At 48.4% G+C, this 24934-nt stretch carries 24 protein-coding genes; 12 read left to right on the plus strand and 12 right to left on the minus strand.

The window, feature by feature from the left end; all coding sequences use genetic code 11:
• Positions 1 to 51 precede the first annotated feature (51 nt).
• From B5F07_RS05465 to B5F07_RS05480, 4 genes are read right to left on the minus strand one after another with little or no spacing between them, the layout of a single operon-like run.
• Positions 52 to 1569 (minus strand): alpha/beta hydrolase family esterase, encoded by a 1518-nt coding sequence (locus tag B5F07_RS05465; protein ID WP_242972440.1) that lies wholly within the window; start codon positions 1567 to 1569, stop codon positions 52 to 54.
• Positions 1547 to 3088 (minus strand): stalk domain-containing protein, encoded by a 1542-nt coding sequence (locus tag B5F07_RS05470; protein ID WP_087160272.1) that lies wholly within the window; start codon positions 3086 to 3088, stop codon positions 1547 to 1549. The genes B5F07_RS05465 and B5F07_RS05470 overlap by 23 nt, the downstream gene beginning before the upstream one ends.
• Positions 3089 to 3116: 28 nt before the next feature.
• A complete protein-coding gene (locus tag B5F07_RS05475; protein WP_162613056.1) occupies positions 3117 to 3926 on the minus strand; it encodes an alpha/beta hydrolase in 810 nt (269 codons plus the stop codon).
• A gap of 2 nt (positions 3927 to 3928) precedes the next feature.
• The gene (locus tag B5F07_RS05480) at positions 3929 to 4756 is read right to left on the minus strand and encodes an alpha/beta hydrolase (protein WP_087160274.1); all 828 of its coding nucleotides are present in this window, start codon (positions 4754 to 4756) and stop codon (positions 3929 to 3931) included.
• 191 nt (positions 4757 to 4947) lie between these two features.
• Between B5F07_RS05480 and B5F07_RS05485 the strand changes: the two genes are divergently transcribed.
• From B5F07_RS05485 to B5F07_RS05495, 3 genes are read left to right on the plus strand one after another with little or no spacing between them, the layout of a single operon-like run.
• Positions 4948 to 6690, plus strand: a complete 1743-nt coding sequence (locus B5F07_RS05485) for a sensor histidine kinase (protein ID WP_087160275.1) — start codon at positions 4948 to 4950, stop codon at positions 6688 to 6690.
• 24 nt (positions 6691 to 6714) lie between these two features.
• Positions 6715 to 8289 (plus strand): response regulator transcription factor, encoded by a 1575-nt coding sequence (locus B5F07_RS05490; protein WP_087160276.1) that lies wholly within the window; start codon positions 6715 to 6717, stop codon positions 8287 to 8289.
• A complete protein-coding gene (locus tag B5F07_RS05495) occupies positions 8286 to 9152 on the plus strand; it encodes an alpha/beta hydrolase (protein WP_087160277.1) in 867 nt (288 codons plus the stop codon). Before B5F07_RS05490 ends, B5F07_RS05495 begins: the two co-directional genes overlap by 4 nt.
• A gap of 62 nt (positions 9153 to 9214) precedes the next feature.
• On the opposite strand, the gene B5F07_RS05500 is transcribed toward B5F07_RS05495, so the two are convergent.
• The gene (locus tag B5F07_RS05500) at positions 9215 to 10198 is read right to left on the minus strand and encodes a beta-galactosidase small subunit (protein ID WP_191404498.1); all 984 of its coding nucleotides are present in this window, start codon (positions 10196 to 10198) and stop codon (positions 9215 to 9217) included.
• Positions 10182 to 12161: a glycoside hydrolase family 2 TIM barrel-domain containing protein gene (locus tag B5F07_RS05505; RefSeq protein WP_087160278.1), complete on the minus strand. Its 1980-nt coding sequence runs from the start codon at positions 12159 to 12161 to the stop codon at positions 10182 to 10184. The genes B5F07_RS05500 and B5F07_RS05505 overlap by 17 nt, the downstream gene beginning before the upstream one ends.
• A 229-nt stretch (positions 12162 to 12390) precedes the next feature.
• On the opposite strand from B5F07_RS05505, the gene B5F07_RS05510 reads away from it, so the two are divergent.
• From B5F07_RS05510 to B5F07_RS22590, 3 genes are all read left to right on the plus strand, one after another.
• Complete coding sequence (locus B5F07_RS05510) at positions 12391 to 13731, plus strand: MATE family efflux transporter (protein ID WP_087160279.1); 1341 nt, start codon at positions 12391 to 12393, stop codon at positions 13729 to 13731.
• Between the two features lie 135 nt (positions 13732 to 13866).
• Positions 13867 to 14337 (plus strand): nucleotidyltransferase domain-containing protein, encoded by a 471-nt coding sequence (locus tag B5F07_RS05515; RefSeq protein ID WP_087160280.1) that lies wholly within the window; start codon positions 13867 to 13869, stop codon positions 14335 to 14337.
• On the plus strand, positions 14330 to 14470 hold the full coding sequence (locus B5F07_RS22590) for a hypothetical protein (protein ID WP_162613057.1): 141 nt from the start codon (positions 14330 to 14332) through the stop codon (positions 14468 to 14470). Before B5F07_RS05515 ends, B5F07_RS22590 begins: the two co-directional genes overlap by 8 nt.
• Positions 14471 to 14500: 30 nt before the next feature.
• Here B5F07_RS22590 and B5F07_RS05520 read toward each other — a convergent pair whose 3' ends face one another.
• The gene (locus B5F07_RS05520; RefSeq protein ID WP_242972441.1) at positions 14501 to 15889 is read right to left on the minus strand and encodes a sensor histidine kinase; all 1389 of its coding nucleotides are present in this window, start codon (positions 15887 to 15889) and stop codon (positions 14501 to 14503) included.
• The gene (locus B5F07_RS05525) at positions 15858 to 16568 is read right to left on the minus strand and encodes a response regulator transcription factor (RefSeq protein ID WP_087160282.1); all 711 of its coding nucleotides are present in this window, start codon (positions 16566 to 16568) and stop codon (positions 15858 to 15860) included. Before B5F07_RS05525 ends, B5F07_RS05520 begins: the two co-directional genes overlap by 32 nt.
• A gap of 556 nt (positions 16569 to 17124) precedes the next feature.
• Here B5F07_RS05525 and B5F07_RS05530 point away from each other — a divergent pair.
• Both B5F07_RS05530 and B5F07_RS05535 read left to right on the plus strand, forming a co-directional pair.
• Positions 17125 to 17322, plus strand: a complete 198-nt coding sequence (locus B5F07_RS05530; RefSeq protein ID WP_087160283.1) for a hypothetical protein — start codon at positions 17125 to 17127, stop codon at positions 17320 to 17322.
• Between the two features lie 196 nt (positions 17323 to 17518).
• The gene (locus tag B5F07_RS05535) at positions 17519 to 18043 is read left to right on the plus strand and encodes a hypothetical protein (protein WP_087160284.1); all 525 of its coding nucleotides are present in this window, start codon (positions 17519 to 17521) and stop codon (positions 18041 to 18043) included.
• A gap of 75 nt (positions 18044 to 18118) precedes the next feature.
• On the opposite strand, the gene B5F07_RS22990 is transcribed toward B5F07_RS05535, so the two are convergent.
• Both B5F07_RS22990 and B5F07_RS05550 read right to left on the minus strand, forming a co-directional pair.
• A complete protein-coding gene (locus B5F07_RS22990) occupies positions 18119 to 18985 on the minus strand; it encodes a transcriptional regulator (protein ID WP_242972442.1) in 867 nt (288 codons plus the stop codon).
• Between the two features lie 458 nt (positions 18986 to 19443).
• Complete coding sequence (locus B5F07_RS05550; RefSeq protein ID WP_087160286.1) at positions 19444 to 20949, minus strand: MarR family transcriptional regulator; 1506 nt, start codon at positions 20947 to 20949, stop codon at positions 19444 to 19446.
• Between the two features lie 89 nt (positions 20950 to 21038).
• Between B5F07_RS05550 and B5F07_RS05555 the strand changes: the two genes are divergently transcribed.
• From B5F07_RS05555 to B5F07_RS05570, 4 genes are all read left to right on the plus strand, one after another.
• Positions 21039 to 21581, plus strand: coding sequence for a flavodoxin domain-containing protein (locus tag B5F07_RS05555; protein ID WP_087160287.1), 543 nt, complete (start codon positions 21039 to 21041; stop codon positions 21579 to 21581).
• The gene (locus B5F07_RS05560) at positions 21578 to 22390 is read left to right on the plus strand and encodes a hypothetical protein (protein WP_087160288.1); all 813 of its coding nucleotides are present in this window, start codon (positions 21578 to 21580) and stop codon (positions 22388 to 22390) included. Before B5F07_RS05555 ends, B5F07_RS05560 begins: the two co-directional genes overlap by 4 nt.
• Before the next feature lie 11 nt (positions 22391 to 22401).
• Positions 22402 to 23607, plus strand: a complete 1206-nt coding sequence (locus tag B5F07_RS05565; RefSeq protein WP_140397985.1) for a hypothetical protein — start codon at positions 22402 to 22404, stop codon at positions 23605 to 23607.
• Positions 23608 to 23716: 109 nt separating this feature from the next.
• Positions 23717 to 23896: a hypothetical protein gene (locus B5F07_RS05570; RefSeq protein WP_087160290.1), complete on the plus strand. Its 180-nt coding sequence runs from the start codon at positions 23717 to 23719 to the stop codon at positions 23894 to 23896.
• 199 nt (positions 23897 to 24095) lie between these two features.
• Here the strand turns inward: B5F07_RS05570 and B5F07_RS05575 are convergent, their stop codons facing one another.
• The gene (locus tag B5F07_RS05575; RefSeq protein ID WP_087160291.1) at positions 24096 to 24644 is read right to left on the minus strand and encodes a DUF2812 domain-containing protein; all 549 of its coding nucleotides are present in this window, start codon (positions 24642 to 24644) and stop codon (positions 24096 to 24098) included.
• A 1-nt stretch (position 24645) separates the two neighbouring features.
• A complete protein-coding gene (locus B5F07_RS05580) occupies positions 24646 to 24927 on the minus strand; it encodes a PadR family transcriptional regulator (protein ID WP_087160361.1) in 282 nt (93 codons plus the stop codon).
• Positions 24928 to 24934: the final 7 nt, after the last annotated feature.

The following is a 24934-nucleotide window of genomic DNA, read 5'->3' on the forward strand; positions in this document are numbered from 1 at the left end:
CGGGGCTGCCCCACCAGCCCCGTCCAGTCTTTGCGCAATAAACCCGTCCTTTTACAGAACAATCTCTTCTTTTTCATTATGCAGAAGGTTCCGGATCAGATCCGCCATGTTGGTGCCGAGTTCCGCATGATGGTCCGTCACATAAAGAACGTCGTCATATTTTGTGGCGCACACACCCATGATAAACCGTGCGAACCACTCCAGGGAGATGCACAGCTCGCCTTCTCTGTGAAGGGCTTCACAATACATGCACCGGAAGTCATTACCGATTACACAGCCGATGCTCCCTCTCGCGAACTGCAGGGTGCGCCCGTCCTCCAGATACATATAAGCCACCGTGCCGTCTTCCTCATAACGGTATGACGCATCAAATACTTTGGCAATGAATGAAACCGGAACGCAGATATATTCCCCTTTCACCTTCTGCCCGCCGTTCAGACCGTGATATTTCAGTTTCTGCCATTTAACAGCCGGAGCTTTCATCTCCACTTTGTGGTTCTCAAACCATGCCGTTTTACATCCGTCTGTCACGGCCACGCCGAAGCGGTCGCCATTTCTCGAAAATCTGGGGCCTTCGTCCACGATCGTGCCGTCCGCTTTCCTGCGCAGTCCGGAGAAATAGTAGTCCCACACAAGTGCAGCCTCGTCCAGAGTCTGCCCGTGATCCCGGTTCTTAATTTCAAAGAAGACATTGTCCACCTTGTCCCCTTTATAAAATGCGAACGCATCCTCGCCGATAATACTGATCTCCGGATCCTGATGGCATTTATTCACCTCATTCCAGTACACACGGGTATATTTATAGATCGTCGGATCATCGAACTCGCACCAGGGCGGGCATCCGTTCGTCTCCGGTATGGACGTCCACATCCCCACCGGGCCGCCTGCATTTTTGAGTTGTCCGTCCTCCATGAACAGCCGGGGATTCGGCGTGCCGCCGCCTGCACAGGATGCGGCAGTAATAAGGTTTCCATAATATCTTGCAAACATGCTTGTAAACATATTTCCGTTTGACATGCCCTGCATAAAAATCCGCTCTTCGTCGATATTATACTTACCTTTCAGATAGTCCAGAAGCGCAAGAACCATCTTGACATCCGGATTATCCTCAATCTTATCCGCCAGGTTCTGCCGGATATCCACAGGAAGTTCGGCATCCACCTTTCTTTCAACATCCGTCGCCTCCACGGTCCACAGCCTTCTGCTGTGGGCGTTCGGGAATACCACAATAATATTATCCCGTTCCGCGATCATCGTCCAGGACGTGTAGATTGCCTGTCCCCAACCGGTCATCAGTCCGCCATGCATGGACAGGACAAGGGGTGTTTTCTTCTCCGGATCATAACTCTCCGGTACATACTCATACCACTCGTCTTCCGTTTCATTTCCCATGATCCCATGGAACTCCTGAAGCCGTTTCGGATATGGCTGAGAATTGTTTCCGTTTTCATTTACCACAATGTCGGAGCCTTTGATCGCCTCCGGCAGATATTCCCTGTTGTCGTCATCCGGTGTTCCCGGCAGTATTTTGATCTGTCTCTCCATTTCATTTAACCTCACTTTCATCATTCGGAAGCATCTCCTCATAATTGTCCGGTACAATCGTATCCATCAGCAGATCTTTAATCAGATCTGCCATATTTGCCGACAGTTTATTTGAATGGTCCGTCACATAGACAACGTCCTCGCAGACGGAGACGTGCATACCACAGATATACTCGGAAAACCATTCCACTGACACATAAAGCTCATTCTCCCTGTGGAGCGCTTCGCAGTACATCTGTACCAGGGACTGATCAATCACGCAGCCGATGCTTCCTCTTGCAAACTGAAGCTTCTTTCCGTCCGCCATCGCCATCCGCGCCACAAGATTATTATCCGAATATTCCAACTGCGCGCCGAACGCCTCCGCAAGGAAGGTCAGGGGCACCATATGGTATTCGCCCCGAATCTTCTGTCCGCCCTCCAGACCGTGGTATTTCATCTTCTTCCAGTTCAGCGCCGGACCGCTCATCTCCTGAATCCGGTTTCGGAACCACACCCTGTTGCTGCCGGAAGTAACCGCAAATGCGAAATCATCGCCCTTTCTCTCTCTTGCAGGTTTTGTACACACAACAGTACCATCCTTCTCCCGGCGGATTCCGGAGAACAGATAATCCCACACAAGAACCGCATCGTCAAAGGTCTGCCCGTGGTCCCGGTTCTTGATATCATAGTAGACCAGATCCGCCTTTTTCCCTTTATAGAAAGCCAGATTGTTCTCACCCTGAATAGTAATCTGCGGGATCAGGTCGCATTCATTGATGCGCATCCAGTACAGACGGTTATACTTATGCACCCGCTTCTCGATCTCCCGTCCCGGCGGAATATCATTGAGTTCCGGGCGTGACTGCCAGATGGCAAGGGGACCGCCCCGGTTGATAATCCTCTCATCTTTGTCAAAAATCAGGGACATAAACGCTGCTGCGCCTGATCCTGCAGCACCGGCAAGGATATTACCGAAATTCCGTGCAAAGAGCGCTGTCATCATATTTCCCATGGACATCCCCTGCATGAAGATCCTTCCCTCGTCGATATTGTACTCCGCTTTCATCTTTTCGATCAGTCCCATGATCAGCTTAATGTCGTGGTTATCCTCCACATTTTCCGGGCAGGACTTCACGCCCTCCGGTTCTCCTTCCATCGCTCCCGGGGTCAGCTTCTCCGGATTGATCTCCCATGTTCCCCACTGCACCTGCCAGAACCTCTGGTAACTGGCATTTGGGAACAGGACGATGAATCCGTCCCTGTCTGACGCCAGTGTCCAGGATGTATAGATTGCCTGCCCCCAGCCGGTCATCATACCGCCGTGCAGGGACACAACAAGCGGCGTCTTCACAGACGGATCATAGCTTTCCGGCACATACACATACCACTCGTCTTCCAGTCCGTCCGCAATCACACCGTGGTACTCGTTCAGCCGCTCCGGATAAGGCTGGGAATTATTCCCGTTTTCATTTACAACAATATCAGAACCTTTGATTTTCTCCGGCAGATAATCCCGGTTGTCATCGTCCGGGGTTCCCGGTCTTAAAAACATCTCTCCCATAACTGTCCTCCTGTCTTCTTTTATATTTTTACTCTGCATCTCTCTGGAATGTATCCTTGATATTCAACCAGTCCAGAAACTCTTTCACATGCCGGTTACAATATTCCCAGTTATGTGCTCCGTGGTCGATCACTCTCTCGAACTCAACCCCCAGTGCCTCATACTTGTCCATAAACTCCACATTGTCCTCATAATGGGTATCCTCGACGCCGGTAGCCATGTATCCTCTCGGGAATTTCTTCCCCGCAGCCTTCTGTTTCTTGATCATATACACCACGTCATCCTCGGTGTTAATGGTATTTGCTCTGTCACCGAATGCAGACGCAAACATGTAGAAATCATCCTCCCGGTCTTCCTTTTCCGGCAGGACATCCGGGACATTCTTGATTCCCGAGAACAGCCCGAACGCCGCGAATTTCTCAGGGTCCCGAAGCATCCACTTGAGCGTCCCGTATCCACCCATGGAGAATCCCGCGATATAGTTCTCTTTTGGATCTTCCGAGAGGGGAAAGAGATGCCTTACCACTTTCGGCGTCTCCACGGAAAGCTGTGTGAAATACTTGAAATCCCCGTGCTTTGTATCCATATATCCCGAGCAGTATGTGCCGCTGCACACAACCGCCACGCCCGCTTCCGCAGCATAAAGTTCAAGAGCGGTATACCTCTGCCAGTCCGTGTAGTCGAACCCTCCGCCGGACTGAAGCCACAACGTTGGATATCGGTATCCTTTAGGTCTGTCAGCCAGTGAATGCCCCCATGTGTTTTCCGGAATAATCACATTAACCCCTACGGTCATTCTCAGTGCTTCCGAAAAATAATACAGTCTGAAATTTGCCATCTCTATCTTCCCCCTTCCTTCTCCCGCGTATTTTCTTTTTCCTTCTCCGGTGTTCCTTCTCCGTCCGGATCTGTCAGCCATTCCACCGCATGTTTCAGTACCATCGGCGCAGTGAAATTCATAATCTCACCGGAAGTCTCTACATACCGGGCTCTTCCGCCCAATGCCTCTGCGAGCCTTTTGCGTTCATCTGCATATGGTGAATCCGCCGTGCCTGTGATATAATATTCCCCTGTCAGACAGTACTCCGCCAACGCATAGACGTCATTCCGGCTTCCTGCTACCGCTGTGATGTCACCGAATACAGCTTTGAGAGATTCCTCGTTGTGGAAGATACCTGTGGGCTCTCCGGCCATGGCTTTTTTACATATCCTGTCCATATCGAAAATCCCGTCCATTGCAATACACTTCGAAAAAACATCCGGATGTTTCAGCGCAGCTTTCACCGCCCCGTAAGCCCCTGTTCCGACTCCTCCGATCCAGTTCAGCGTACGTTCTTCCGATATGGGAAGATTGTTTCTGCAGATGCCCGGGAACTCAGTAGCGAGGAAGTCCTCATATTTCGGACCGTAATCCATGTTTGTACAGATCGAATGCTGGGAGTCCGGTGCAATAATAAATATCCCCTGTTCTGCAGCGCACTTTTCCGCCATAGTCCGGTTCCAGTCGAGAGCTGTCCCGCCCTCACTGTGAAGAAGCCACAGCACCGGATATCTCTTCTCATGCTTTTCATCATCCAGTGCCAGCAGATTCATCTCCGGAAGATAGATTTTTGCGCTGAATGATCCGCAGAGAATCGTGGATAGTGCATTAAATTCCAGATAAGCCATTGTCTTTCATCTCCTCTTCATTTATTTCCTTTACTGATATTTTCTCATCGCAATAGACAAATGTCAAACGTTTACATTTTCGTTTTTCCGTCTTTTTTTGTTGTTTTCTTGACTTGCACTGGTCAGTTTGCTAATATAACTATGGGTGAAGACGGAATTTCTTGTAAACGTTAGACAGAGGTGAGTATTCCATGACCGTTTTTCATAAAAAGGCTCCTTATTCCATAAAGAAAGTATTTCTCCGGTATTTTCTGATCCTGTTTTTGTTCACATCCGGCGCACTGATCCTGTACTGTGTCCTGTTGGTAAAATCCCACTTTGACCAGACTGCCCACACGACGAATACAACGTTGAACTACTACATAAATACCCTGGAAACCGAACTGGAAGAATGTGCGCTGTTCGAACAGAAGCTGTGCTATTCCGACTCCTCCTTTCAGCTGCTGACCCTGCATAATCTGAGAGATTCAGACAAGGTTACCTATCTGTACAATGTCTCTGAGATGTTGAAACGTCAGGTTTCCCCATACGAATGTATCATGGTCTTTAATGAAGATATGAGTGTATCCGCGCTGGCAACCGGAACATCTTTTTCTGCCACCGGGACACACTATGTCTATCTGCTGAAGGAGAACCTGCGCGACTACTGGCTCAGCGGAAAAAGCACGGATTACAATCAATGGATCACCTTCCAGGACGAAAATTTCTCGCTTCTGATACGCGCTGTCAGAATCCGGGATGTCTACGTCTGCACCGCCGTAAATCTGAACCAGATTGATTTCATCAGCCAGAGTGCTGAGGAGGAACAGGCGATTCAGCTCGGTTTCTTCGACAGCCGTAATGTGCTCTCTGATCCGGAAGTGCTCATAGAAAACGAACTCACGCTCGACGATCTGATCACCCCGCCGAAAAATCAGATTTTATCCTCCCACTACCTGGTGACCGCCCCGGTAGGGAACACGCAGATCAGCATGTTCTGCCTGTTCAGTACAGATTATATCTGGTCATTTACCCGGGGGCTGATCACGATTTTTATTCTGATTGCCCTGGTTACCTGCTTTGTTATTGTGTTTACCTTTTATTCCTTCAACAAGATCCTCCTGTACCCGCTGGTACAGACCAGTGTCGCCATGAAGCATCTGGAACAGAGCGGATCGGAACAGTTTCTGGAAGAGAGCCACAGTGATATCGTCGAATACCAGGACATCAATGAGGCACTTGCCTCTCTTATGGACCAGAAAGTCGCCCTGTATCAGGAGAAACAGAATGAGGCATTCGAGAAAGATCACGCAAAGCTCCAGTATTACCAGCTCCAGACCGGATCCCACTTTTTCGTAAACTGCCTGAAAAGCCTCTACAACATGCTTGAGAATCGGGAGTATGAAAAGATGCAGATGATGATCATCGCATTTTCCAACCATCTGCGCTATGTCTTCCATGACAACTTAAAGCTGGTAACGCTTCAGTCCGAGCTTGCCGAGGTAAACGACTATTACAACATTGTCCTTCTGGACCGGACCAGCCCGTTTATCCTGAACACGCAGGTTGATTCCTCACTGATGCAGTGCCGGGTGCCCTCACTGATCATCCAGACATTTCTGGAAAATACCGCGAAATATAACCGGCAGTCAGACAATCTGCTCATCTTCGACGTCCGGATCGAACCGGCTGAGCTGAACGGAAAAAGAGTCATTCAGATCATGCTTTCCGATAACGGCACCGGCTACAGTGAAGAAGTCCTTGAGCGGCTCAACAGTTCCGAAAATGATCTTTTCGCCACAAAGCATGTGGGTATCTCGAATCTGAAGCACAGAATTGCTCTGATATATAAGACAGATTACCAGTTTGCTTTTTACAACAAGCCTTCCGGTGGAGCATGTGGACTGATCTATCTGCCGATAACAGGTAACTCTGTTGAAAACTCGCAGGAATAAATGCTATAAACAAAGGGGATAACAATGAATCTTTTACTTGTAGACGACCAGATCTCCGTATTGAACGGAATCCTGAGCGGAGTGAATTTCTCCGCACTTGACATTGACAACGTATACACTGCCATTGACGCGGCGCAGGCAAGGGAAATCATAAAAGAGAAGGATATCAACATCCTGCTCTCTGACATCGAGATGCCCGGGGAGAACGGTCTCTCCCTGAATAAATGGGTATCGGAAAATTATTCTTCCATTATAAGAATCCTTCTGACTTCCCACGCCTCTTTTGACTACGCCCGGGAGAGCATGAAGTTCGGCTGTTTCGACTATATCGTGCAGCCGGCGCCATACCACGAGATCGAGGATGCTATCCGGCGGGCTGTGGCAAAAATACTGACGGACCGGCAGAATGTAGACTATTACAATCTGGAAAGGATGAGCAGTATTGTTCTGAATCTGTTTTCCAAGAACCCGGCAAACAGCCGGCAGTCGCTTGCCCTGCTCAATGAAATGGGTTACGTGATTAAAAGCGATTCTGCCGTCCAGACTGTAATCGTCGAAATCTACCCTTACACGGAGATTCCTTCCCCCGGACTTTCCGATCTTACCATTTTTACCGAACTTTTCCGGAGCGCGCAGGAAAGCTTCTCCGCTTCTGACATCTATACCCTTGCGTGTCTGAACCGGTACAGGCAGTTCGTTATCCTTCTCTACTGCAACGGGAACTCGCTTTGCACACTGACGTCAGATAATTTTCAGATGTTTTACCAGAAAATATGCCGCAGCCTGACTGACAGGCTTTCCTGCTACGTGTGTCCTGCAGATCATTTTAACCATCTGCATGAAGTCATCTGGAGCGGTCATCTGTGTGCTCTGAACAATGTGGCAAGGAAACCCGGGCTTTACTTCTCTGATGCTGCGGTTCCCCTCCGGGAAGCAGTCGGTCTGCCGGAAAATGCCGCCCGGTGGAACCGCCTTCTGGAAAACGGACAATTCGATGTGCTGGAGGACAACATTTTCTCCTTCCTGGACTACAACGCCTCCCTGAACCGGCTGAATCTGGAAAATCTCTCCGAGTTCCACCAGGAGCTGACCAAGATCTTCTTCGTCTACTCCTACAACCGGAAGATCGACATTATGAGCCTGTTCTCGGATGATTATACCTATAACGATTACATGGGCTGCTTTAAAGATGTGGAGTCTCTGAAAAAGGGGATCTCGTTTCTGAAAAACGCCATCTCCCACGCCTCCTCCGAGGATGTGTCAAAGGATGTGATTCAACGCTCCATCGACTACATTCTGGCGAACCTCTCCCGGGATCTTTCAGTAAAGGATGTGGCGGAGTACGTGAATTTCAGCCCGGAGTATTTTTCCAAGCTTTTCAAAAAGGAAACCGGGGAGAATGTAAAGAACTATATTCTGCGCATCAAGGTGGACGCCGCCAAGGACCTCCTGAAAAATCCGAACATTCCCATCAGCATGGTGGCTTCCGAACTGGGATACAGCAATTTTTCCCACTTCACTCAGATGTTCCGGAAACATGAAAACATGACGCCTAGCGAATACAGAAAACAGTTTTTGAAAGGAGATATCCAGTCATGAGTTATATGCGTTTTAATTTCAGAAGCCAGTGTCTCGGACATTATGTCGATGTATCCATTGTCTATCCGACGGATAATTACAGCTATTACCCGCAGAATCCGGGCGGTTCTGCGCTCTCCATGGGCGGCAGCCATGCCCGGGTATATGAGCCGGGCATGAAGTTCCAGACCGTATACCTGATCCACGGAGGCGGCGATGATGACTCCCTGACCTACCGCTACAGCAACGCGGAACGCTATGCCCAGAAGAACAATGTAATGCTTGTGACGCCCAATATCACCAATTCCTTCGGGATCGACACCCGTTACGGCGTAGCCTACCAGAAATTTCTCGCCGAAGAACTCCCTGTGGTGATACAGTCTCTCTTCGCCTCCTCTCCAAAGCGGGAGGACAACTTTATCGTGGGATATGCCATGGGCGGGAATGTGGCTCTGGGTACTGCGCTGATGCATCCGGAGCTCTATCAGACCTGTGTGGATATTTCCGGCGGCATTGGTATGACGCTCTCCACGGAAACATTGAAAGAAGAACTGGACGGCGATCACTTCCGGAACAATTTTCCGCTGTACAACGCTTCTTTCGGTCCCTCTTCGGAAATAGATGGATCACCTTACGACCTGGCAGTAATCGCCCGTGAAAAACTGCAGGAAAGTCAGAGATCAGGAAAACCTGTGTGCGATTTCCACGTCATCTGCGGAAGCGATGAATTCATCCGCAGCCGTGTGGAAAAAGATGTAGAGAAATTAAAGGAGATCGGGTATCCGGCGAACTATATCTGCCCGGAAGGATATACCCATGATTTTGTTCTCTGGGATAAGTATATTAAATATGCTCTGGACGAACTGCTGCCGCTTGAGAGATAAGCGGCAGCAATCCACAACAGCCCTTTGCGGGCCGTGCAGTATAATGGTTCTTCCTGCTTTTCTCAGCAGAATCTCATCCGGAAGGAAAACGTAATATCTTTCCCGGCGTCAATCTGGTACTTCTCTCCCACATCTGCACCCCAGCTGTTGATTCCGCCCACGCCCCGCACAGCTCCATACACACAGAGCACGGTTCTCCGCACCGGCGGAAGCTCCTCCTGATGGGTGGCATTTTCCAGTTCCTCTGCCGTGTAGGGCAGACAGGAGAAGGCGAATTTCTCCCCTGAGGACTCAATACAGAGCACAGTCTCCGGGCAGTTCTTTACCGAATTATCCAGCGCTGTATCGCGGCAGACAGCAAGCCAGTCTGTATCCATATGCATCCCGCACTCCTGGGGCACCAGATAAGGAGTTACCGGCAGCCCGTCAACCTCGTAAATCCCATGGACGCCTCCATCTTTCCGATCCGGGTAGGTCTCCCCGGAGAGTCCTTCATAGCGGTATCCCTTTGCCGCCGTAGGCATGACAAAGCGCAGGCCGAATGCTGGGAGCTGGGGCAGCCCTTCTTTTCCTTCATAGGCAACCGATACTTTCATGGAACCGTCAGCCTGTACGGCATAAGTTACCCGCACATTCGTTTTCGGCACCGTAATCGTCTCATAGCAGAATGTCAGTGCCACTTCCTGCGCGTATTCATCCGGCGTATGACGGTTGTTATCCGGGGCAAACAGATCACATACCTCTGCTCCATCAACAGTCACGCGGATATCCGTACACCTCTGGAACATATCCGCCGCAAGCCACATTCCCGACTTCAGATGAAAGCCGTTTCCCCGGTCATTATCTGTTGTCGCCCGCCAGAACGTCGGGCGAGGAGCCCGGTACAGCCATTCTTTTCCGCTTACACGAAACGAAACCGGACCTCCTGCCGCATAAGAGAAAATATACCGGAAATCTGTTCCCTCCCGGGAATCCCCGCCTTTTACGCCGAACGTGTAGTCTCCGTAAACCAGCTGAAGCTGCTCTTTTTTATTTATATTTTCCATAGTAGTATCTCACCTCCTGCATAGCCGGTTTTTCCTGTCTGTCGGCAAACACAATTCCATTTCCGGAAAATTCATAATCCGAGGGGCGGTCATCAAAATCTCCGCCGTAGCGCAGCACTTTCCGACCGGTCACGTCATCCTCCACCTGAACCGCCTGATCGATAAAATCCCAGATAAATCCGCCCTGATACATCTCATACTCATCGATGAGCTCCATATAATCTTTCAGTCCGCCGAGAGAATTTCCCATATCATGCATGTATTCGCACAAGATGAACGGCTTGTCCGGCGCATTGTCCAGATATGCTCTCACATCCTGCGGTGAAGCATACATACGGCTCTCTACATCTGACACCAAACTGCGGTACGCCGGTGTATGGAACACCCCTTCATAATGAGTCAGCCGGTCCGGATCTTTCCTGAAATACTCATTCATCTGACAGAAAGCCTCCCCTGCGTAGGACTCATTTCCGAGAGACCAGAAAAGGATGGACGTATGGTTCTTCAGAGTCTCGAAATTACTTCTCGCCCGGTCCATCACGGCAGCCGTCCACTTTTCGTCACTTCCCGGCACATTCCAGGAAGGCTCCACCCGCCCCAGCTTCTGCCAGGAACCGTGTGTCTCCAGATTAGTCTCCGCCATAACATAGATTCCGTTCTCATCGCAGAGGGAGTACCAGCTCAGCCGGTCCGGATAATGGCAGGTGCGCACTGCATTGATATTGTTCTGCTTCAGGCACCCCATATCCCAGGCTTCTTCTTTCTCCGTGATGCAGCGCCCGGAAACCGCGCTCCATTCGTGACGGTTCACACCGTTGATAACAAGGCGCTTTCCGTTCAGATACATAACTTTCGTATCTGCTCCACTCCCGGCTGTGAGCTCGATTTTCCGGAAACCGAATCTCCACGGGATGTATTCCAGAAGAGTTCCGTCACTTCCGTAAACTTCAATCTGCAGCTCATACAGATACGGATCATGGTTATCCCAGAGCCGGATATCCTCTATTCCGCATGTCCACTGCTGCTCCTGCATGTTTCCGCCATCCGGAGAGGAAATGTCTCTCCTGTTCCCGCTTTCCCGGAATACAATCTCCTGCTTTCCCTCTGCCAGTATCTTTTCCCCGTCCACGACGCGCAGCTTTACATAACCTGTTTCCTGATTTTCTTTCGACTTGGCTCCTGCCGGATCCGAAGCCGTTGAAAATTTCATAGCAAGAGAAACCGTTCCCCGCGGTTCATGCAGCTGAGGCACCGCCCGGAGCCACATATCTTCCAGATGAATCTGCGGCTGCGCATGGAGGCTTACATTCCGGAAGATTCCAAAGAAACGGAAGAAATCCTGATCCTCCAGAAAAGCCGCTGTACTCCGCTTATGCACTTCCACTGCAAGCAGATTTCCCTGATCTTTTATGTATGGAGTAAGGTCGAATTCCGACGGGGTAAAGCTGTCCTCCGCATAGCCGAGAAATTCCCCGTTCAGCCAGACGTAAAATGCCTGCTCGATCCCTTCAAAATACACGGTAACTCTCTTGCCCCGCATTGCTTCCGGAAGATCAAATTCCCGGATGTATGAGCCCACCGGATTATACTCCGCCCTGCTGAACATTCCCTCCGGCTTGCCCGGATTCCCATTGACAGGAGGTCTGCGGAACTCTTTGCCCTCCCAGGGATACATGGTATTGATATAGTGAATTCCGTCATACCCCGCCATCTCAATATGTCCCGGCACAGTGATCTCGTCGAATCCGCTCAGGTCGTATCCCGGCTGATAAAAATCCGCCGGGCGCGTCTGCGCATTCGGGCTGTAACAGAACTTCCACACTCCATTAAGGGACCAGGTCAGGGAACTTCTGCCCTTTCTGTACTCTTCCGGATCAGCATACACCGTATGGTCGCTGTGTGCCGGAACCCGTCCCACAGAGAAAATGTCAGGCATATCCAGCCATTTTAATTCTGCATCCATCGCATCTGCCTCCTTCTCAAATTTCATAGATCATAACAGGGATAATCTTATCACAATTTCACAGAAAATTCTTTGTTTTTTATGGTATTTTTCCGTAAAATTTCCCTCGGAAAATTTTACAGAAAAATATGCAGATTTATATTGTAAAAATTCTATAAAATGATACTATAGAAATCAGCGCTTATATTACATGTGCTGCATGGAATTTTCATAAAAGGAGCATTTACATATGGAATCACAGACAGCGAAGAATCCGATTACAGAGGGGGTTATCTGGAAACAGCTTCTGTTCTTCTTTTTCCCGATCCTCCTGGGAACTTTTTTTCAGCAGTTATACAATACCGTCGATACCGTAGTGGTTGGGCAGTTCGTGGGCAAGGAGGCTCTCGCCAGCGTGGGCGGCTCCGCCGCGCAGATTGTCAACCTTGTGGTAGGCTTTTTTACCGGGCTTTCCTCCGGCGCTTCCATCACGATCGCCCAGTTTGTCGGCGCCAAAGACCGGCAGAAAGCAAATGAAGGACTGCACAATGCCTATGCGATCGCCGTTGCAGGGGGAATTATCCTGACGATTGCCGGAATTCTTCTCACGCCGTTCCTTTTAAACCTGATGAACACACCGGCAGACACCATGCAGGATTCTGCGGTTTATCTGCGCATTTATTTCGGCGGTATCCTGTTCGTCCTCATTTACAACATGGGGGCCAGTATCCTGAGGGCAACCGGGGACTCCAGGCGGCCGCTCTACTACCTGATCGTCTGCTGTCTGATCAACATCGTTCTGGATCTGCTCTTTGTTGTAGTATTCCATCTTGGCGTCATGGGTGTTGCCATCGCCACACTCATCGCCCAGGCAGTCAGCGCCTGCCTTGTAACCCGCCGGCTGATGCTGTCAGAAGGACTTCTGGAGCTGACGCCGGGAGAGATCCGCTTTCATAAAAAAATGCTGGGAAGCCAGCTGAAAATGGGGCTTCCCACCGGGTTTGAGTCAATCCTGTTCTCTATTACAAACATCGCGATTCTCTCAGCCATCAACACCTTCGGCACGGACACCGTGGCAGCCTGGTCCGCATTCGGTAAGCTGGACGCGATCTTCTGGATGATCAGCACCGCATTCGGCATCTCCATCACCACATTTGTAGGACAGAACTACGGAGCCGGAAAAATGGACCGGGTGAGGAAAAGCACGCTCATCTGCCTTGCCATTGACCTGGTTGTTTCCGCCGTTCTGGTCGTCCTGCTCGTAGCCGGCAGGGAACTGCTGTTCCGTCTGTTTATCTCGGACGCATCCGTAATCGAAATTGGTGCGGAAATGCTGCGTCTGATCATGCCCTGGTATGTGGTCTATGTATTTATCGAGGTTCTCGCAGGATCCCTCCGCGGTGTGGGCGACGTGATCGTGCCGGTGATCATCACCCTGTTCGGCGTGTGCCTGCTCCGTATCGTCTGGATCATCGGAGTGATGCACTTTTCGCCCACGATCCCGGCAATTATATACAGCTATCCTGTGACATGGGTCCTGACCGCACTGGCGTTTATCGTGTATTACATTGTGAAGAACAGGAGAAGATAATATTAAGACTCTTATTCTGACATGCAAGTTAACACGCAAAAATTGCGTGTTTCTCGCGTTTACAAATATGCAATTTTTGCGTAAACTGCTTGCATATTTGAGTTCATTATTATATAATCTCCCTGAGGTGATAAAATGTCTCTGAAAGAACTGCGGAAACAAAAGAAGCTGACCCAGACCGAATGTGCCGCCTATCTCGGCGTACCGCTCCGCACCTATCAAAATTACGAAAATGATAAAAGTAAGCATACATCCATCAAATACATGTATATGCTTCAGAAACTTGAACAGTACGGCTTTATCGATGAAACCCACGGGATTCTGAGTATTCAGAAGATTAAAGATGTGTGCAACGATACATTTCCTGCTTTTGATGTGGAATACTGCTATCTTTTTGGATCTTATGCAAAAGGTAACGCCACAGAATACAGTGATGTAGATCTTCTGATCTCAACTCCTGTCTCCGGTATGCGTTTTTACGAGCTGGTAGAAACTGTTCGGGAAGGATTAAAGAAAAATGTGGATGTCCTGAACCTTGACCAGTTAAAAGATAATATGGATCTTATAAATGAAATACTGAAGGATGGTATCAAAATTTATGGATAACAAAAAAACCGATCAGTACTATGTAAGAAAAATCATCACCGATCTGACATTTGTCATTGCACATACCGAAGGTCTTACCCAGGCACAATTGGAGGCAAATGAAGTTCTTCTCGATTCTGTTATGATACTGTAAAAAATGATCTTCCTGTTTTACTGCAGGACATTAGCAAAGTCCTGCAGTAAAAGTCCCGACCGGCATCTCCACGCACGCCTTAAACTGGTCGCAGTCGATACGGATGTCAAACTCTCCGCCCAGCGCTTTTGCATAGGTGCTTACAATCGCAAGACCAAGGCCGTTTCCTTCGCTGCTTCTTGCCTTGTCGCCCCTTGCGAAGCGCTCCACAATATCTTCTTTCGTGAAATCCATGTAGTAGCCGGCAGTATTCGTGATCTCCAGACAAAGGTGTCTGCGGTCCGCCTCTGCACCGGCATTTTCATTTTCACCATCTGCTGCTCCGCCGTTTTTCCCGGTTCCCGCACTTCCCATGTTTTCCGCTCCGCCGCATCTCACAGAGGTCTTCACAAACACCCTGGTCCCCTTCGCGGAATATTTCAGGGCATTCTCCACCAGATTCTGGCAGATACGGTAAAAATACGCATTATCCGAAATCAGTTCCGTATTCTCCTCCGTAAACTGCTTCACAAACTGCAGGCCGCTGCCACGAATCTGATCATCCATATCCGCAAGAGTCTGCTCCACCAGGCGGTTCAGCTCGATCTTCTCCTTATGGAGCTCCACATTTCCGCTGCTTGCTTTTGCCAGAGAGAAAAGGCTGTTGATCATCTCTTTTAACTTCTCGGCACGGGCGGAGATCACATCGATATAGTCGCGGACGACATCGCTTAATTCTTCCTTCTTGATCAGTTCGATATAGCCCACCATGGAAGTCAGCGGAGTTTTCAGATCGTGGGATACATTGGTGATCAGATCCACCCGGAGCTGGTCGCTGCGGCTCACCTTTTCCCTGCTCGCGCGTTCGATCTCCAGCGCCTCGTCAAGCCGCTTCCGGTTGACCTCCTCAATCTTCTCCATCATCAGATCCAGACTCTTGTTTTTATAGCGCAGGAAAAGTTCCCTGCACAGGATGAACTGAATCAGGACCGTCACAACAAGGATATATCCGGATGCAAGATTGGAATACCATCCGTTCCCGGCTCCCAGCCAGGCGCCTCCGCTCACAAGATACCAGTAATAGCAGACCGCGGCAATCAGCGCCAGGATTCCCACACGCTTCATGCGTTTTTCCACTTTGCCAAAGGATTCCTGCCATTTCTCATAGAACCCTTCCGCCTCCCACTCCTGATATTTCAGCCGTTCCCGCAGGAAATACCGGATCAGAAAGATCACTGTCCCCGCCAGAAACAGGTTGCCGAGCACTCCGAAAAATACGGATTGTTCCGTTGGATATTCTGCTCTGTATTCGATCATATTATAGAAAATGAATATACCGGATATTCCCAGAGCACACCCCGCCACAAGAGTCCTTTTCTTCAGAAGCGTTTCCATAAAATCATCAAACTTATTCAGCATATCGTTCAATTTTGTAGCCAATTCCCCACACCACCTTTATATATCTCGGCTTTTTCGTATCGATTTCGATCTTCTCCCGGATATGCCGGATATGCACCATCACTGTGTTCTCCACTGTGAAATTCGCCTCTTCCTCCCAGACATTTTCATAAATCTGTTCCGCGGAGAATACCTGTCCCGGATGTTCCATGAACAGCAGCAGGATCTTATACTCTGTCGCCGTCAGACGCACTTCCTCTCCTTCGACGATCACAATCCGCTGCTTCTTATCCAGTATCAGACCGCCGTTGACGATCCGGTCCTCGTCCGTCTTCGGCGCAACGCCTCCCCAGGCATGGTACCGCCGCAGATGTGCCTTCACCCGGGCGATCAGCTCGGCAGGATTATATGGCTTTTCCACGTAATCATCCGCCCCCAGAACCAGACCGGATACCTTATCGCTCTCCTCTGTCTTTGCCGACAGAATGATCACAGGAATTCTGGACTTCTCCCGCAGCTTCATCAGCGCAGACAGGCCGTTGAGCCTTGGCATCATCACATCCAGAAGAATCAGGTCCACCTTGTTTTTCTCCATCACTTCGAGCGCCTCCATACCGTCATACGCCTGAAGCACCTGATAGCCTTCATATTTCAGCAGTTCGCTGATCGAGTAGACGATCTCCCGGTTGTCATCTACCACAAGTATTGTCTCGCTGTCCATTGTAAACTCCTCCTCATAATCCTTTCGCCAGCCTGTCCCAAAGCTCAGCCTGTTCTTCCGTTCCCCGGTACATCTATAACATAATATTGCGGGGTTAAAAAAATCTCAATGTAATTCTTAAATTTTTCTTACGAAAACCGGGTGGCGTTCTCTGTCACTTCTCCCGCACCGTTGTATTCGCTTTGCCCCGGTATTTTTCTGCTTCTTTCATTCCTTCCAGCAGATCCCGGCTCCGTTCCGATCAGAAGCTTCTGCCCTTTCTTTTTTGCGTAGTAATATAAATTTCAGGTACTGCTATACAGATTATTATATTCGTTTTCTGTACAAAATCCAACGAAGATTTTTGGCACATATTTACAAAGGACATATTTACAAAAATATACTTTCTCCTCTTTAATTCTTGACAAGAAACGCAAAGCGTTCTATTATTCGTTTTACAGAAATTCTGATGTCAGCAATCTGACACCCGTTTTTCTGTAACAAAACATCAAAATCACAGGCCTTCCTGTTTCCGGGCATTCTCCGATCACCTACTGCCCTGAAGGAGGACATGCCTATGGGCAAAGCAAACACAGCGGTAAATACCTGGCTGAGCGACAACAAACGCTTCGCAGACCTGTTCAACGGAACCGTTTTCGGCGGAAAACAGGTTATACTGCCGGAGGATCTTGAAGGTCTCGACCGGGAAACGGACATTATCGTTACCGGTAAGGCAACACTTCCAGAGATCTGCAGCGCTACCGGGATATCGTGAAACAATGGAAGAAGGGACCCTTTTTTGCAGTACTTGCGTGCGAATCGCAGGACAGGATTCACTATGCCATGCCGGTGCGGAACATGCTGTATGACGGGCTGTCATACACAGAGCAGATCCGGACAGTCTGAAAAGAAGATAAATATTATTCTATTATGATCTGAAGAAATGGGACGGAGCCGTAGAGCTTTACGATATGTTTCATTTCGACGGTCAGACAGATACGGAAGCGGAAACCTTTGATCTTCTGCGCACCTATCTGCCAAATTATCGGGTTAATCTCATCGATGCCGGAAATATGGAAAACATAAATCGTTTCCACACGGATTTTCAACAGATTTTCGGCGTGCTACAATACAGGGGAAAGAAAGATGAACTGCGCAGTTATATGTTGGAAAACCGGGATTACTTCGGGCAGGTGGATGCGGAAACCTACTATGCGCTGCAGTCATTTCTACACTCAGAGAAGATACTGAAAGAAGTGGAAATTTCACAGGGAAAGGAGCGGATCGATATGTGCCAGGCTCTGGAGGAGCTTTATGCAGATGGAGTAAAGGCCGGTGAAAAGACCGGACGGACTCAGGAAATATTAGAAATTATTTCCAAAATGCTTCAGGAAAATTTTTCAGCCTCAACAATCAAAAAATGTACCGACGCCACAGATGAGGAGCTTCAAAATGCAAGAAATCTGATGGATAAAATGAGTGTTCAGACTTCATAATTTACCGGAAAAAGCGTAACAGAAATCTGCAGGGTGTACCGCGGATCCGTTTCCTGCGGTACATCCTCCTGTTTTTCACTTTTCTCCGGAATATACAGTAAACTTTCCATTTCGGCGTTCTACCTCAAAGATAAAAGGATTTTCCCTGGCCCAGTCAGAATCGCTCCGGGCCCGTTCCGTCCATTCGCGGTAAGCCCGGATAAAACCTTCATGGATCAGTTCTTCCGCCTCTTTTCTCGCCGCGACAGCGCTGTCATAGTTCTGAAAAGTTCCAAGATAGAACCGCTTTCCTTTGAATCCGATATCTACCCGGAAACGACCGTTTTTCATCACGCTGATTCCCTGGGAACCGCTTGAATTGTCGCTGCGGTGCTTTCTTTTTTCCAGGATTTCAAGACAGGTACCATCCACCAGATGAAGCTGCCGGTAAATATTTCTCTGATGTTCCTTTTTCAGGCATCCGCAGCTCCGGTAGTTTCCATGCATCAGCCCGGATTCCGTCGCATCGATTTCCCTGCCGCATTCGCAGCGGCAGCGCCAGTATACAGAACCTTTTCCATCCCGGCGTTCTGTAGGATAGAGTGCCGTAAGTTTACCGAATTTTCTGCCTGTGATATCTACAGCACGGCGCCCTTTTTTTCTTTTGGCGCTTCTTCCTTCTCTATTTCCTGCCTCTCTATTGCTTTCCTTTCCGCCTCGTTCCTCTCTGCTCCTTTCCCCGTGATCATTTTTCCGGTCATCTCCTGCCCTGTCGTTCTGTATTTTCCCACATCCGCAGTCACTTGCCATACCTCTCGCCAGGTCTTTTGTGCTGGCCTTTATCACATTTCCACAGTCACACCGGCAGAGCCATACTACATATCTGCTTTTTCTTTCTTCTGTCTTTCCAAGTACCGTAAGTTTTCCAAATCTTTTCCCGGTCAGGTCATTTTTCCGCGGCATATTCTTCCTCTTTTCCCTTCCCCGAAAAAGCAGACATATTTACTGACGGAAATACATAATTTTCTGATAAATGCAGATACTGATATGCAGTGCAGATTCCAATCCATGCATACGGCGGTTTTCCGGGGGTGTGTTTCGCAATATATCCCAGATTGCGAAGCATCAGCTTCCTTTTCATGATACGTTTACAATTTTAATGTTCAAAAAAATGTTTGTCAACAGCCGCCGGGCAGTTTGTACAATCTGTATTAACAAAAAACAGGCGGTTTTGCGGGGAAAAACGGAGCTTTATCATAAGCCGTCAGATAAGCCGTCAGAAATTAAGAAGGAGGAAACCGGTATGTCAAGAAAGGGAGAAAACATTTATCTGCGGAAAGACGGCAGGTGGGAAGGAAGGTACATTAAGCCACTTATAAATGATTTTCTACGCAAAATGGCAAAATTTCGGTATCAGTAAATCAGGATGTAAGTGCAGGAACAAGGATAAGATTTTTTATGGTTAAACCGGCAGCTATGATTTCCTTACCAAGAGAAGTAATCAAATATTTATAGGTGCCAGGAATCTTTTCGATCAGACCGTGAACTTTCAGCCGTTTAAAGATCCTTGTCATTGCGGACGGAGTGACCCCCGGAAGATGCTCACGGATATTTTTTCCCTGCATCCCGAAAGTCATATATTCTCCTCTGCTGATGGCTTCCAGCACGGACAGGTCACGGGAATCGAAAAAGTTGAACCCGCGATAAGACCGTTCCTTTTCTTTCAGGGAACGGCTGACGTCATCCAGTTTCTTTCTGCCGCTGCTGTGGTCATCAAAGGATGAAATGAACTCAAGGTAACGATAGTTCGCCGATTTCAGGATTGTGAACAGTTGGTAGAGACTGTAAATGCTCTTTTTTAAAGGAGCTTTCCGGATATCAGATGTCCCATCCCTATGTTGGACTTCCCGTTTCACACGGAACGTGCTAATGTCATTACAGGTGCTTTCAATCCGTAAGACGCAGCCGAACTTGTCATACATTTTGATCGATACATCACCCATATGGTGTTTGATCCTCGTACCGAGGATACGCTGGTTATAATTCGTACCAATCTCTTTGGTGCAGTTATAAGTAATACGCTGCCCAAGGAAAGTGGCGATGTTATCCGGTTTGACGGTGAATACCGCTGTCCGGATGATCTCATCATAAATCGGTTCGAGATATTCCTGCTTGCGGAACATAATGTCAGTTGCACATTCAATCTGCTGGACTGTCCATGTATAACCGAGCCCAAGAGATTCTGGAACAGGACTGTAGCGTCTGGCGAAAGCATCAAGAACTTTGTGGAGTCCTTCCGGGTTGATACGGTCAGAAAGTTTCTGGGCCGCCTCTATATCGGAAATTTCAAGGAACGCATTATCCTGCATCTGGTAAGCAATCTGCTTTTTATCCAGCTTATAGGCAAGCAGGTTATGGCCGTTCATGTAAAACTGAAGCCGGAAAGGCGGCCATGTAGGAACGCGTAGATAACAGAGACCGAGTTCCCTGTCGATAAAATAGAAATAGTAATGAAGGCACTTGCTCTGGTCAAACTTCAGGAAAGTCTTTCCGGTTGTTTTATCATGCCAAGGCTTGTAAGTATTACAGCACTCCATGGCAGAGAAAATGTGAACCAGGCCTTCTGTTTTGCCGGTTTCAGCGATGATCTTCTGGATGCGGTCATCTTTGCGGAATGCATGGAGTTTTCGGATAAACTCAATTTCAATTCCATTCTCCTGAGCAATCTTTTCTGCATTCTGACGAACCTGCTCCGTAAGGGGCTGAGAGAAACCGGGATAATCAAAAATACGGATACCGTTGAGCTTCATATATGTGGTCATTGCATCAGCATGGCTCCAGTTCGGGATATATCCCTGGATGATCATGCGGTCATAACAGGTAATGATACCGTAAATTTTATCAGCGTATTTATCCGTAAGTAACATAATGGAAAACCCCCTTTTTCTTTAGAGTAACACAAAGGGGAAATATATAAAATAAACTTTTCCGGTTTATCCGGGTTAGGAGAGTACTTATGGAACACATCATTGTCTACGGTAGTCAGTATGGAAGCACCCGCCGGTATGCGGAAAAACTGTCCGAGCAAACCGGCATTCCTGCGGTCAGTTACAAAGACGCACCAACTCTTTCGGACAAAGATATAATCGTTTATCTGGGCGGGCTGTATGCCGGTGGTGTTCTGGGCTTGGCGAAAACCCTGAGGAGCTTTTCCCTTCAGGACGGACAAAAACTAATTCTTGCTACCGTAGGGCTGGCCGACCCCAGAGAGCCGGAAAACCAGCACAATATCCGTACTTCTCTGCAAAGGCAGCTTCCCGCAGAACTGCTTGATCGGGCGAAGATCTTTCATCTTCGTGGCGGGATCGATTATCAAAAGCTCTCTTTCGGACACCGGACAATGATGAAACTGTTATACCAATCCCTGCAAAGGACGCCGTTTGAAAAACAGACAGCGGAGAACCGGGCGTTTCTGGAAACCTATGGCAAGCAGGTAGGTTTCACAGACTTCGGTGCGTTGGTACCGATTATTCAGGCAATACAGAGGGAGACAATATGAACAGAACTGTTAAAAACATCTTGAAAATCCTTCTAATCGGCCTTGCCACCACCATCGTCCGCATCATTGGTCAACTTTCCATTCCGGCCGGTGAGCAGACAGTCCTGGCACCCAGCGTTTTTGCACAAAACGGCACCATGCCGCTGGCTTTTACTGTCTATGGAATTTTCGCTTATTCCCTGATTGCCTCGCTGTTTCTGCTTATCCGGAATCGGTTGAGTGGAAATCGGGTTTTGCAGGGGCTAAAATATGGTCTTTCCTGTTGTGCGGTGTGGATCGTTTATCTTTTAGAGCCTTTGCCGCATGTAGCAGGTTTTGATCGGATTACTTACCCAATAGCTGATAGTATTGCTTTAATTGTTATGGGCTTGCTGCTGGGATGGCTGTTTGGTAACCCTGCACGACGGGCAGATAAAGAGAAGTCGCCTTTCCTCATTCTTCCGGTGTTGGCTGTCACAGGGGGCTTCTTTGTCGGGCGGATGATACAATATCTCGTCTTTGGCATTTACTCTTCCTTTGATGAAAAACCGTTGGAAACGGTACTGTGGTGTCTTTTAACAGGCATCGCAATCTCTTGTGTGACGGCATGGCTGAATCTTTATATCCACAGCGAAAATCGGATCAAGCGGGCGCTTATTCTTGGCGGCCTGCTGTTTGGGGTGGATTTATTCCTCTTTAACTTCTTCATGCCGCTGGTTTTTGACGCCAATATCCCCGATCTGATCCTCCGCACCTTCATCGATATCCTGGCGGTAACGGTCGGATGTCTGGCATTTCCAAATCAACGAAATGTAGATCCGGCAGACTGAAGGTAAGAACGATGCGGAAAGAACGAAGTTTTCGATTGGGGAAATGGCTGCTGAAAGTTATGGCATCCTATGCGGTGTTTATCGCTGTCGGTCTGCTGCTTGCCCTGGTGCCGGCTAGCTGGCTTGGATTATCCGAGGAAATGTTTTTGAATCTGCGGATGTTTTTCATTCTGTTTGGGCCAATCTGCCTTACCCTGATCGTCAAGATCATTTTGACCTTTCTTGCCGCCATAAAAGGACGGACAAAAGATATCACCGAGAAAAACCGGGGCATACTGTTCACTGTCACCGCTTTGCTGCTGTTTGCCAATCTGTCCAACGCTGAGACAATCTCAGATCTTACCGCCGGTTATATTCAGGGCAAAGGGCTGCAAAGCTTAGAGAAAAGTAAACGGTATTCCATGAAAGGCAGGCGCTTTTTAAATGTCTTTCTGCCGGTGGGCTTCTGCCTGCTGGTTTTGGAAATGCTGACCCTGCTGGTCTGTATCGTCACCTTTGCCCCATTGTCACGGGACGCAAGCAACGCATTCATTTTTACGATTTCCCTGACCGCCTTACTCCTTCTCCTGATTCCCCTCATTCTTTCTTTTATCTCCGGCTATCAGGGAGATAAAGCAGAGCACAAGGAAAGGCGTGCACAGGAAAAGCAGAAGGCCGTCCAGTCAGACATGCTGGTGCTGGAAACTGACCCGGTCCGCCGGAAGCGGTATCTTCGGCTGCCGAAAATACTCGCTTTACTGGTTTGTCCCGGCGTCTGCCTAATTTCGGGATCCGTACTTGCTCTCACAAAGGATGCTCAGGATCTTCTAACTGTCCAGCTGCTAAGAGCGCCGTTTTTGGCATTGATGGCTATCGCGGCTTTTTCCTTCATCCCTCTCCTGATGTATTGGATGAACTGCTCCGGCACCTCCCTGGTGCAGCGGGTTTATCTCGCGCAAAACCAGCTACGCTATTCCGGTTACAGCGGAAGCATGGAGGAACGGGTGGAATTTACCTTTACGCTGCTTCAGTTGGAGCGCTACCGTGTCGGGAAAAGGGCTACCTGCATCCGCGGGCAGTTTACCAAAAAGGTGAAGGGTTCCTATGGAGCCAGCCAAAAAGGGCCTTTCACCAAGACACTGTGGCTTCCCCGCACCTTCCCGCTGGAACAGGAACAGGCTCTGCTACGATTTTTGCATGATAAAGAAGAATGCCCGAAAAATGCTTTGAGACTGTAAATTGTCAAGCGCTTTCCTTTCTGGTATAATTCAAAGTGTAAGTTTTAACAGTATTCCACATGTTTTTGAAATGCTTCAGGAACTTTCTTGTGGATAGGAGGTGAACTCAATGTATAAAACGATGGTAGTCAAATATTCTCCCAAGGCTAAAGAAATGGCTGTCAAAATAGAAGATGCAGCCAATAAAATGGAACAGGAAGGTTTTGAGCTCGTTTCTTGCTCCATCATGCCATCTTCCAAGGGCATTCTGATTTTCAAAAGAATAGCGGCAGACGAGTCAGCCGAATAAAGCCTTAACAAAATGGCCATTTCCATGAATATTTGGGGATGGCCATTTGATAAAACTCATGTGGGTGTTCATGAAAATTACCTTGTATAACCCCATTCGTCCCCATTCTCATAATCATTGCCCCCTGAATTAATAGAACAACGTTTCCATACTGATTTTACTTGTTCGCTTTATCAACTATAGCCTATTCATCACGATATCACTTTTTCAGCCGTCTTTTTAACTTCCAATAACGATAGGCAAAAGACGCAACTGCCCATACGTAAACTGAGAGCAGGATCAAAAACAGCACCAGTAGTATAGGAGCATCTGCATCTGAGCTATGGAATTGATCAAAGATGTTTGGCAAAATCAACAACATCAAAATAATGAGGATTGGCACATATCGGCCTGCAAATACCCGCCGCATCATGTCGAGCCTGGACTCATCGTCACAGAAAATTTCCTCTTCTCCCTGCATTTCGGCAACTGGTTTACGGAAATAGGTGTATCCGGCAAACTCCTGAAGGTACTCCCAGCCGCAATCCTGAAACATCTGCACATACTCGTCCCTATGTTTCAGTCCTTCTTCGTTATAATCGAGCTGGTAAACCACATCCTCAGGGGGACATTTTTCAAAGCGGTAAAGTCCCGGCAGGCTTACTTTCGTAAATTTCCATCCTTCCTGATGCCGCTTCCGAAGATACTGTTCTTCTTTTTCCCATTCCGCTATCGTGAAAATACGCAGCTCGGTTCTCTTGTCCTTCATATTAGCGCACCTCCATCATGTTTCGACACAATCTTTCGATTCGCTTCATTTCCAATGTCAGCACATCTCTACCCAAATCTGTGATGCAGTAAATCTTTCGTTTTTCCTCTTCTCGGACAAAATGGATCAGGCCATCCTTCTCCATCTTGGATAGGCTGCCGTACATCGTTCCGGGACTAATTCGAACTTCGCCATCTGTCAGCTTCTCTACTTTTCGGATGATATTATAGCCATGGGATTCTTCCCGGAGACAAAGCAAGATATAAAAACTCGTTTCTGTCATCGGTATA

Source organism: Lachnoclostridium sp. An169 (genome assembly GCF_002160525.1).
GTDB classification, from domain to species: Bacteria; Bacillota; Clostridia; order Lachnospirales; family Lachnospiraceae; genus Mediterraneibacter; species Mediterraneibacter cottocaccae.

Excerpts from the sequence above, each read along its gene's own strand:
- B5F07_RS05465 (WP_242972440.1), bottom strand. The coding sequence starts at position 1,569 with ATGATGAAAGTGAGGTTAAATGAAATGGAGAGACAGATCAAAATACTG.
- B5F07_RS05470 (WP_087160272.1), bottom strand. The coding sequence starts at position 3,088 with ATGGGAGAGATGTTTTTAAGACCGGGAACCCCGGACGATGACAACCGG.
- B5F07_RS05475 (WP_162613056.1), bottom strand. The coding sequence starts at position 3,926 with ATGGCAAATTTCAGACTGTATTATTTTTCGGAAGCACTGAGAATGACC.
- B5F07_RS05480 (WP_087160274.1), bottom strand. The coding sequence starts at position 4,756 with ATGGCTTATCTGGAATTTAATGCACTATCCACGATTCTCTGCGGATCA.
- B5F07_RS05485 (WP_087160275.1), top strand. The coding sequence starts at position 4,948 with ATGACCGTTTTTCATAAAAAGGCTCCTTATTCCATAAAGAAAGTATTT.
- B5F07_RS05490 (WP_087160276.1), top strand. The coding sequence starts at position 6,715 with ATGAATCTTTTACTTGTAGACGACCAGATCTCCGTATTGAACGGAATC.
- B5F07_RS05495 (WP_087160277.1), top strand. The coding sequence starts at position 8,286 with ATGAGTTATATGCGTTTTAATTTCAGAAGCCAGTGTCTCGGACATTAT.
- B5F07_RS05500 (WP_191404498.1), bottom strand. The coding sequence starts at position 10,198 with ATGGAAAATATAAATAAAAAAGAGCAGCTTCAGCTGGTTTACGGAGAC.
- B5F07_RS05505 (WP_087160278.1), bottom strand. The coding sequence starts at position 12,161 with ATGGATGCAGAATTAAAATGGCTGGATATGCCTGACATTTTCTCTGTG.
- B5F07_RS05510 (WP_087160279.1), top strand. The coding sequence starts at position 12,391 with ATGGAATCACAGACAGCGAAGAATCCGATTACAGAGGGGGTTATCTGG.
- B5F07_RS05515 (WP_087160280.1), top strand. The coding sequence starts at position 13,867 with ATGTCTCTGAAAGAACTGCGGAAACAAAAGAAGCTGACCCAGACCGAA.
- B5F07_RS22590 (WP_162613057.1), top strand. The coding sequence starts at position 14,330 with ATGGATAACAAAAAAACCGATCAGTACTATGTAAGAAAAATCATCACC.
- B5F07_RS05525 (WP_087160282.1), bottom strand. The coding sequence starts at position 16,568 with ATGGACAGCGAGACAATACTTGTGGTAGATGACAACCGGGAGATCGTC.
- B5F07_RS05530 (WP_087160283.1), top strand. The coding sequence starts at position 17,125 with ATGGGCAAAGCAAACACAGCGGTAAATACCTGGCTGAGCGACAACAAA.
- B5F07_RS05535 (WP_087160284.1), top strand. The coding sequence starts at position 17,519 with ATGTTTCATTTCGACGGTCAGACAGATACGGAAGCGGAAACCTTTGAT.
- B5F07_RS22990 (WP_242972442.1), bottom strand. The coding sequence starts at position 18,985 with ATGCCGCGGAAAAATGACCTGACCGGGAAAAGATTTGGAAAACTTACG.
- B5F07_RS05550 (WP_087160286.1), bottom strand. The coding sequence starts at position 20,949 with ATGTTACTTACGGATAAATACGCTGATAAAATTTACGGTATCATTACC.
- B5F07_RS05555 (WP_087160287.1), top strand. The coding sequence starts at position 21,039 with ATGGAACACATCATTGTCTACGGTAGTCAGTATGGAAGCACCCGCCGG.
- B5F07_RS05560 (WP_087160288.1), top strand. The coding sequence starts at position 21,578 with ATGAACAGAACTGTTAAAAACATCTTGAAAATCCTTCTAATCGGCCTT.
- B5F07_RS05565 (WP_140397985.1), top strand. The coding sequence starts at position 22,402 with ATGCGGAAAGAACGAAGTTTTCGATTGGGGAAATGGCTGCTGAAAGTT.
- B5F07_RS05570 (WP_087160290.1), top strand. The coding sequence starts at position 23,717 with ATGTATAAAACGATGGTAGTCAAATATTCTCCCAAGGCTAAAGAAATG.
- B5F07_RS05575 (WP_087160291.1), bottom strand. The coding sequence starts at position 24,644 with ATGAAGGACAAGAGAACCGAGCTGCGTATTTTCACGATAGCGGAATGG.
- B5F07_RS05580 (WP_087160361.1), bottom strand. The coding sequence starts at position 24,927 with ATGACAGAAACGAGTTTTTATATCTTGCTTTGTCTCCGGGAAGAATCC.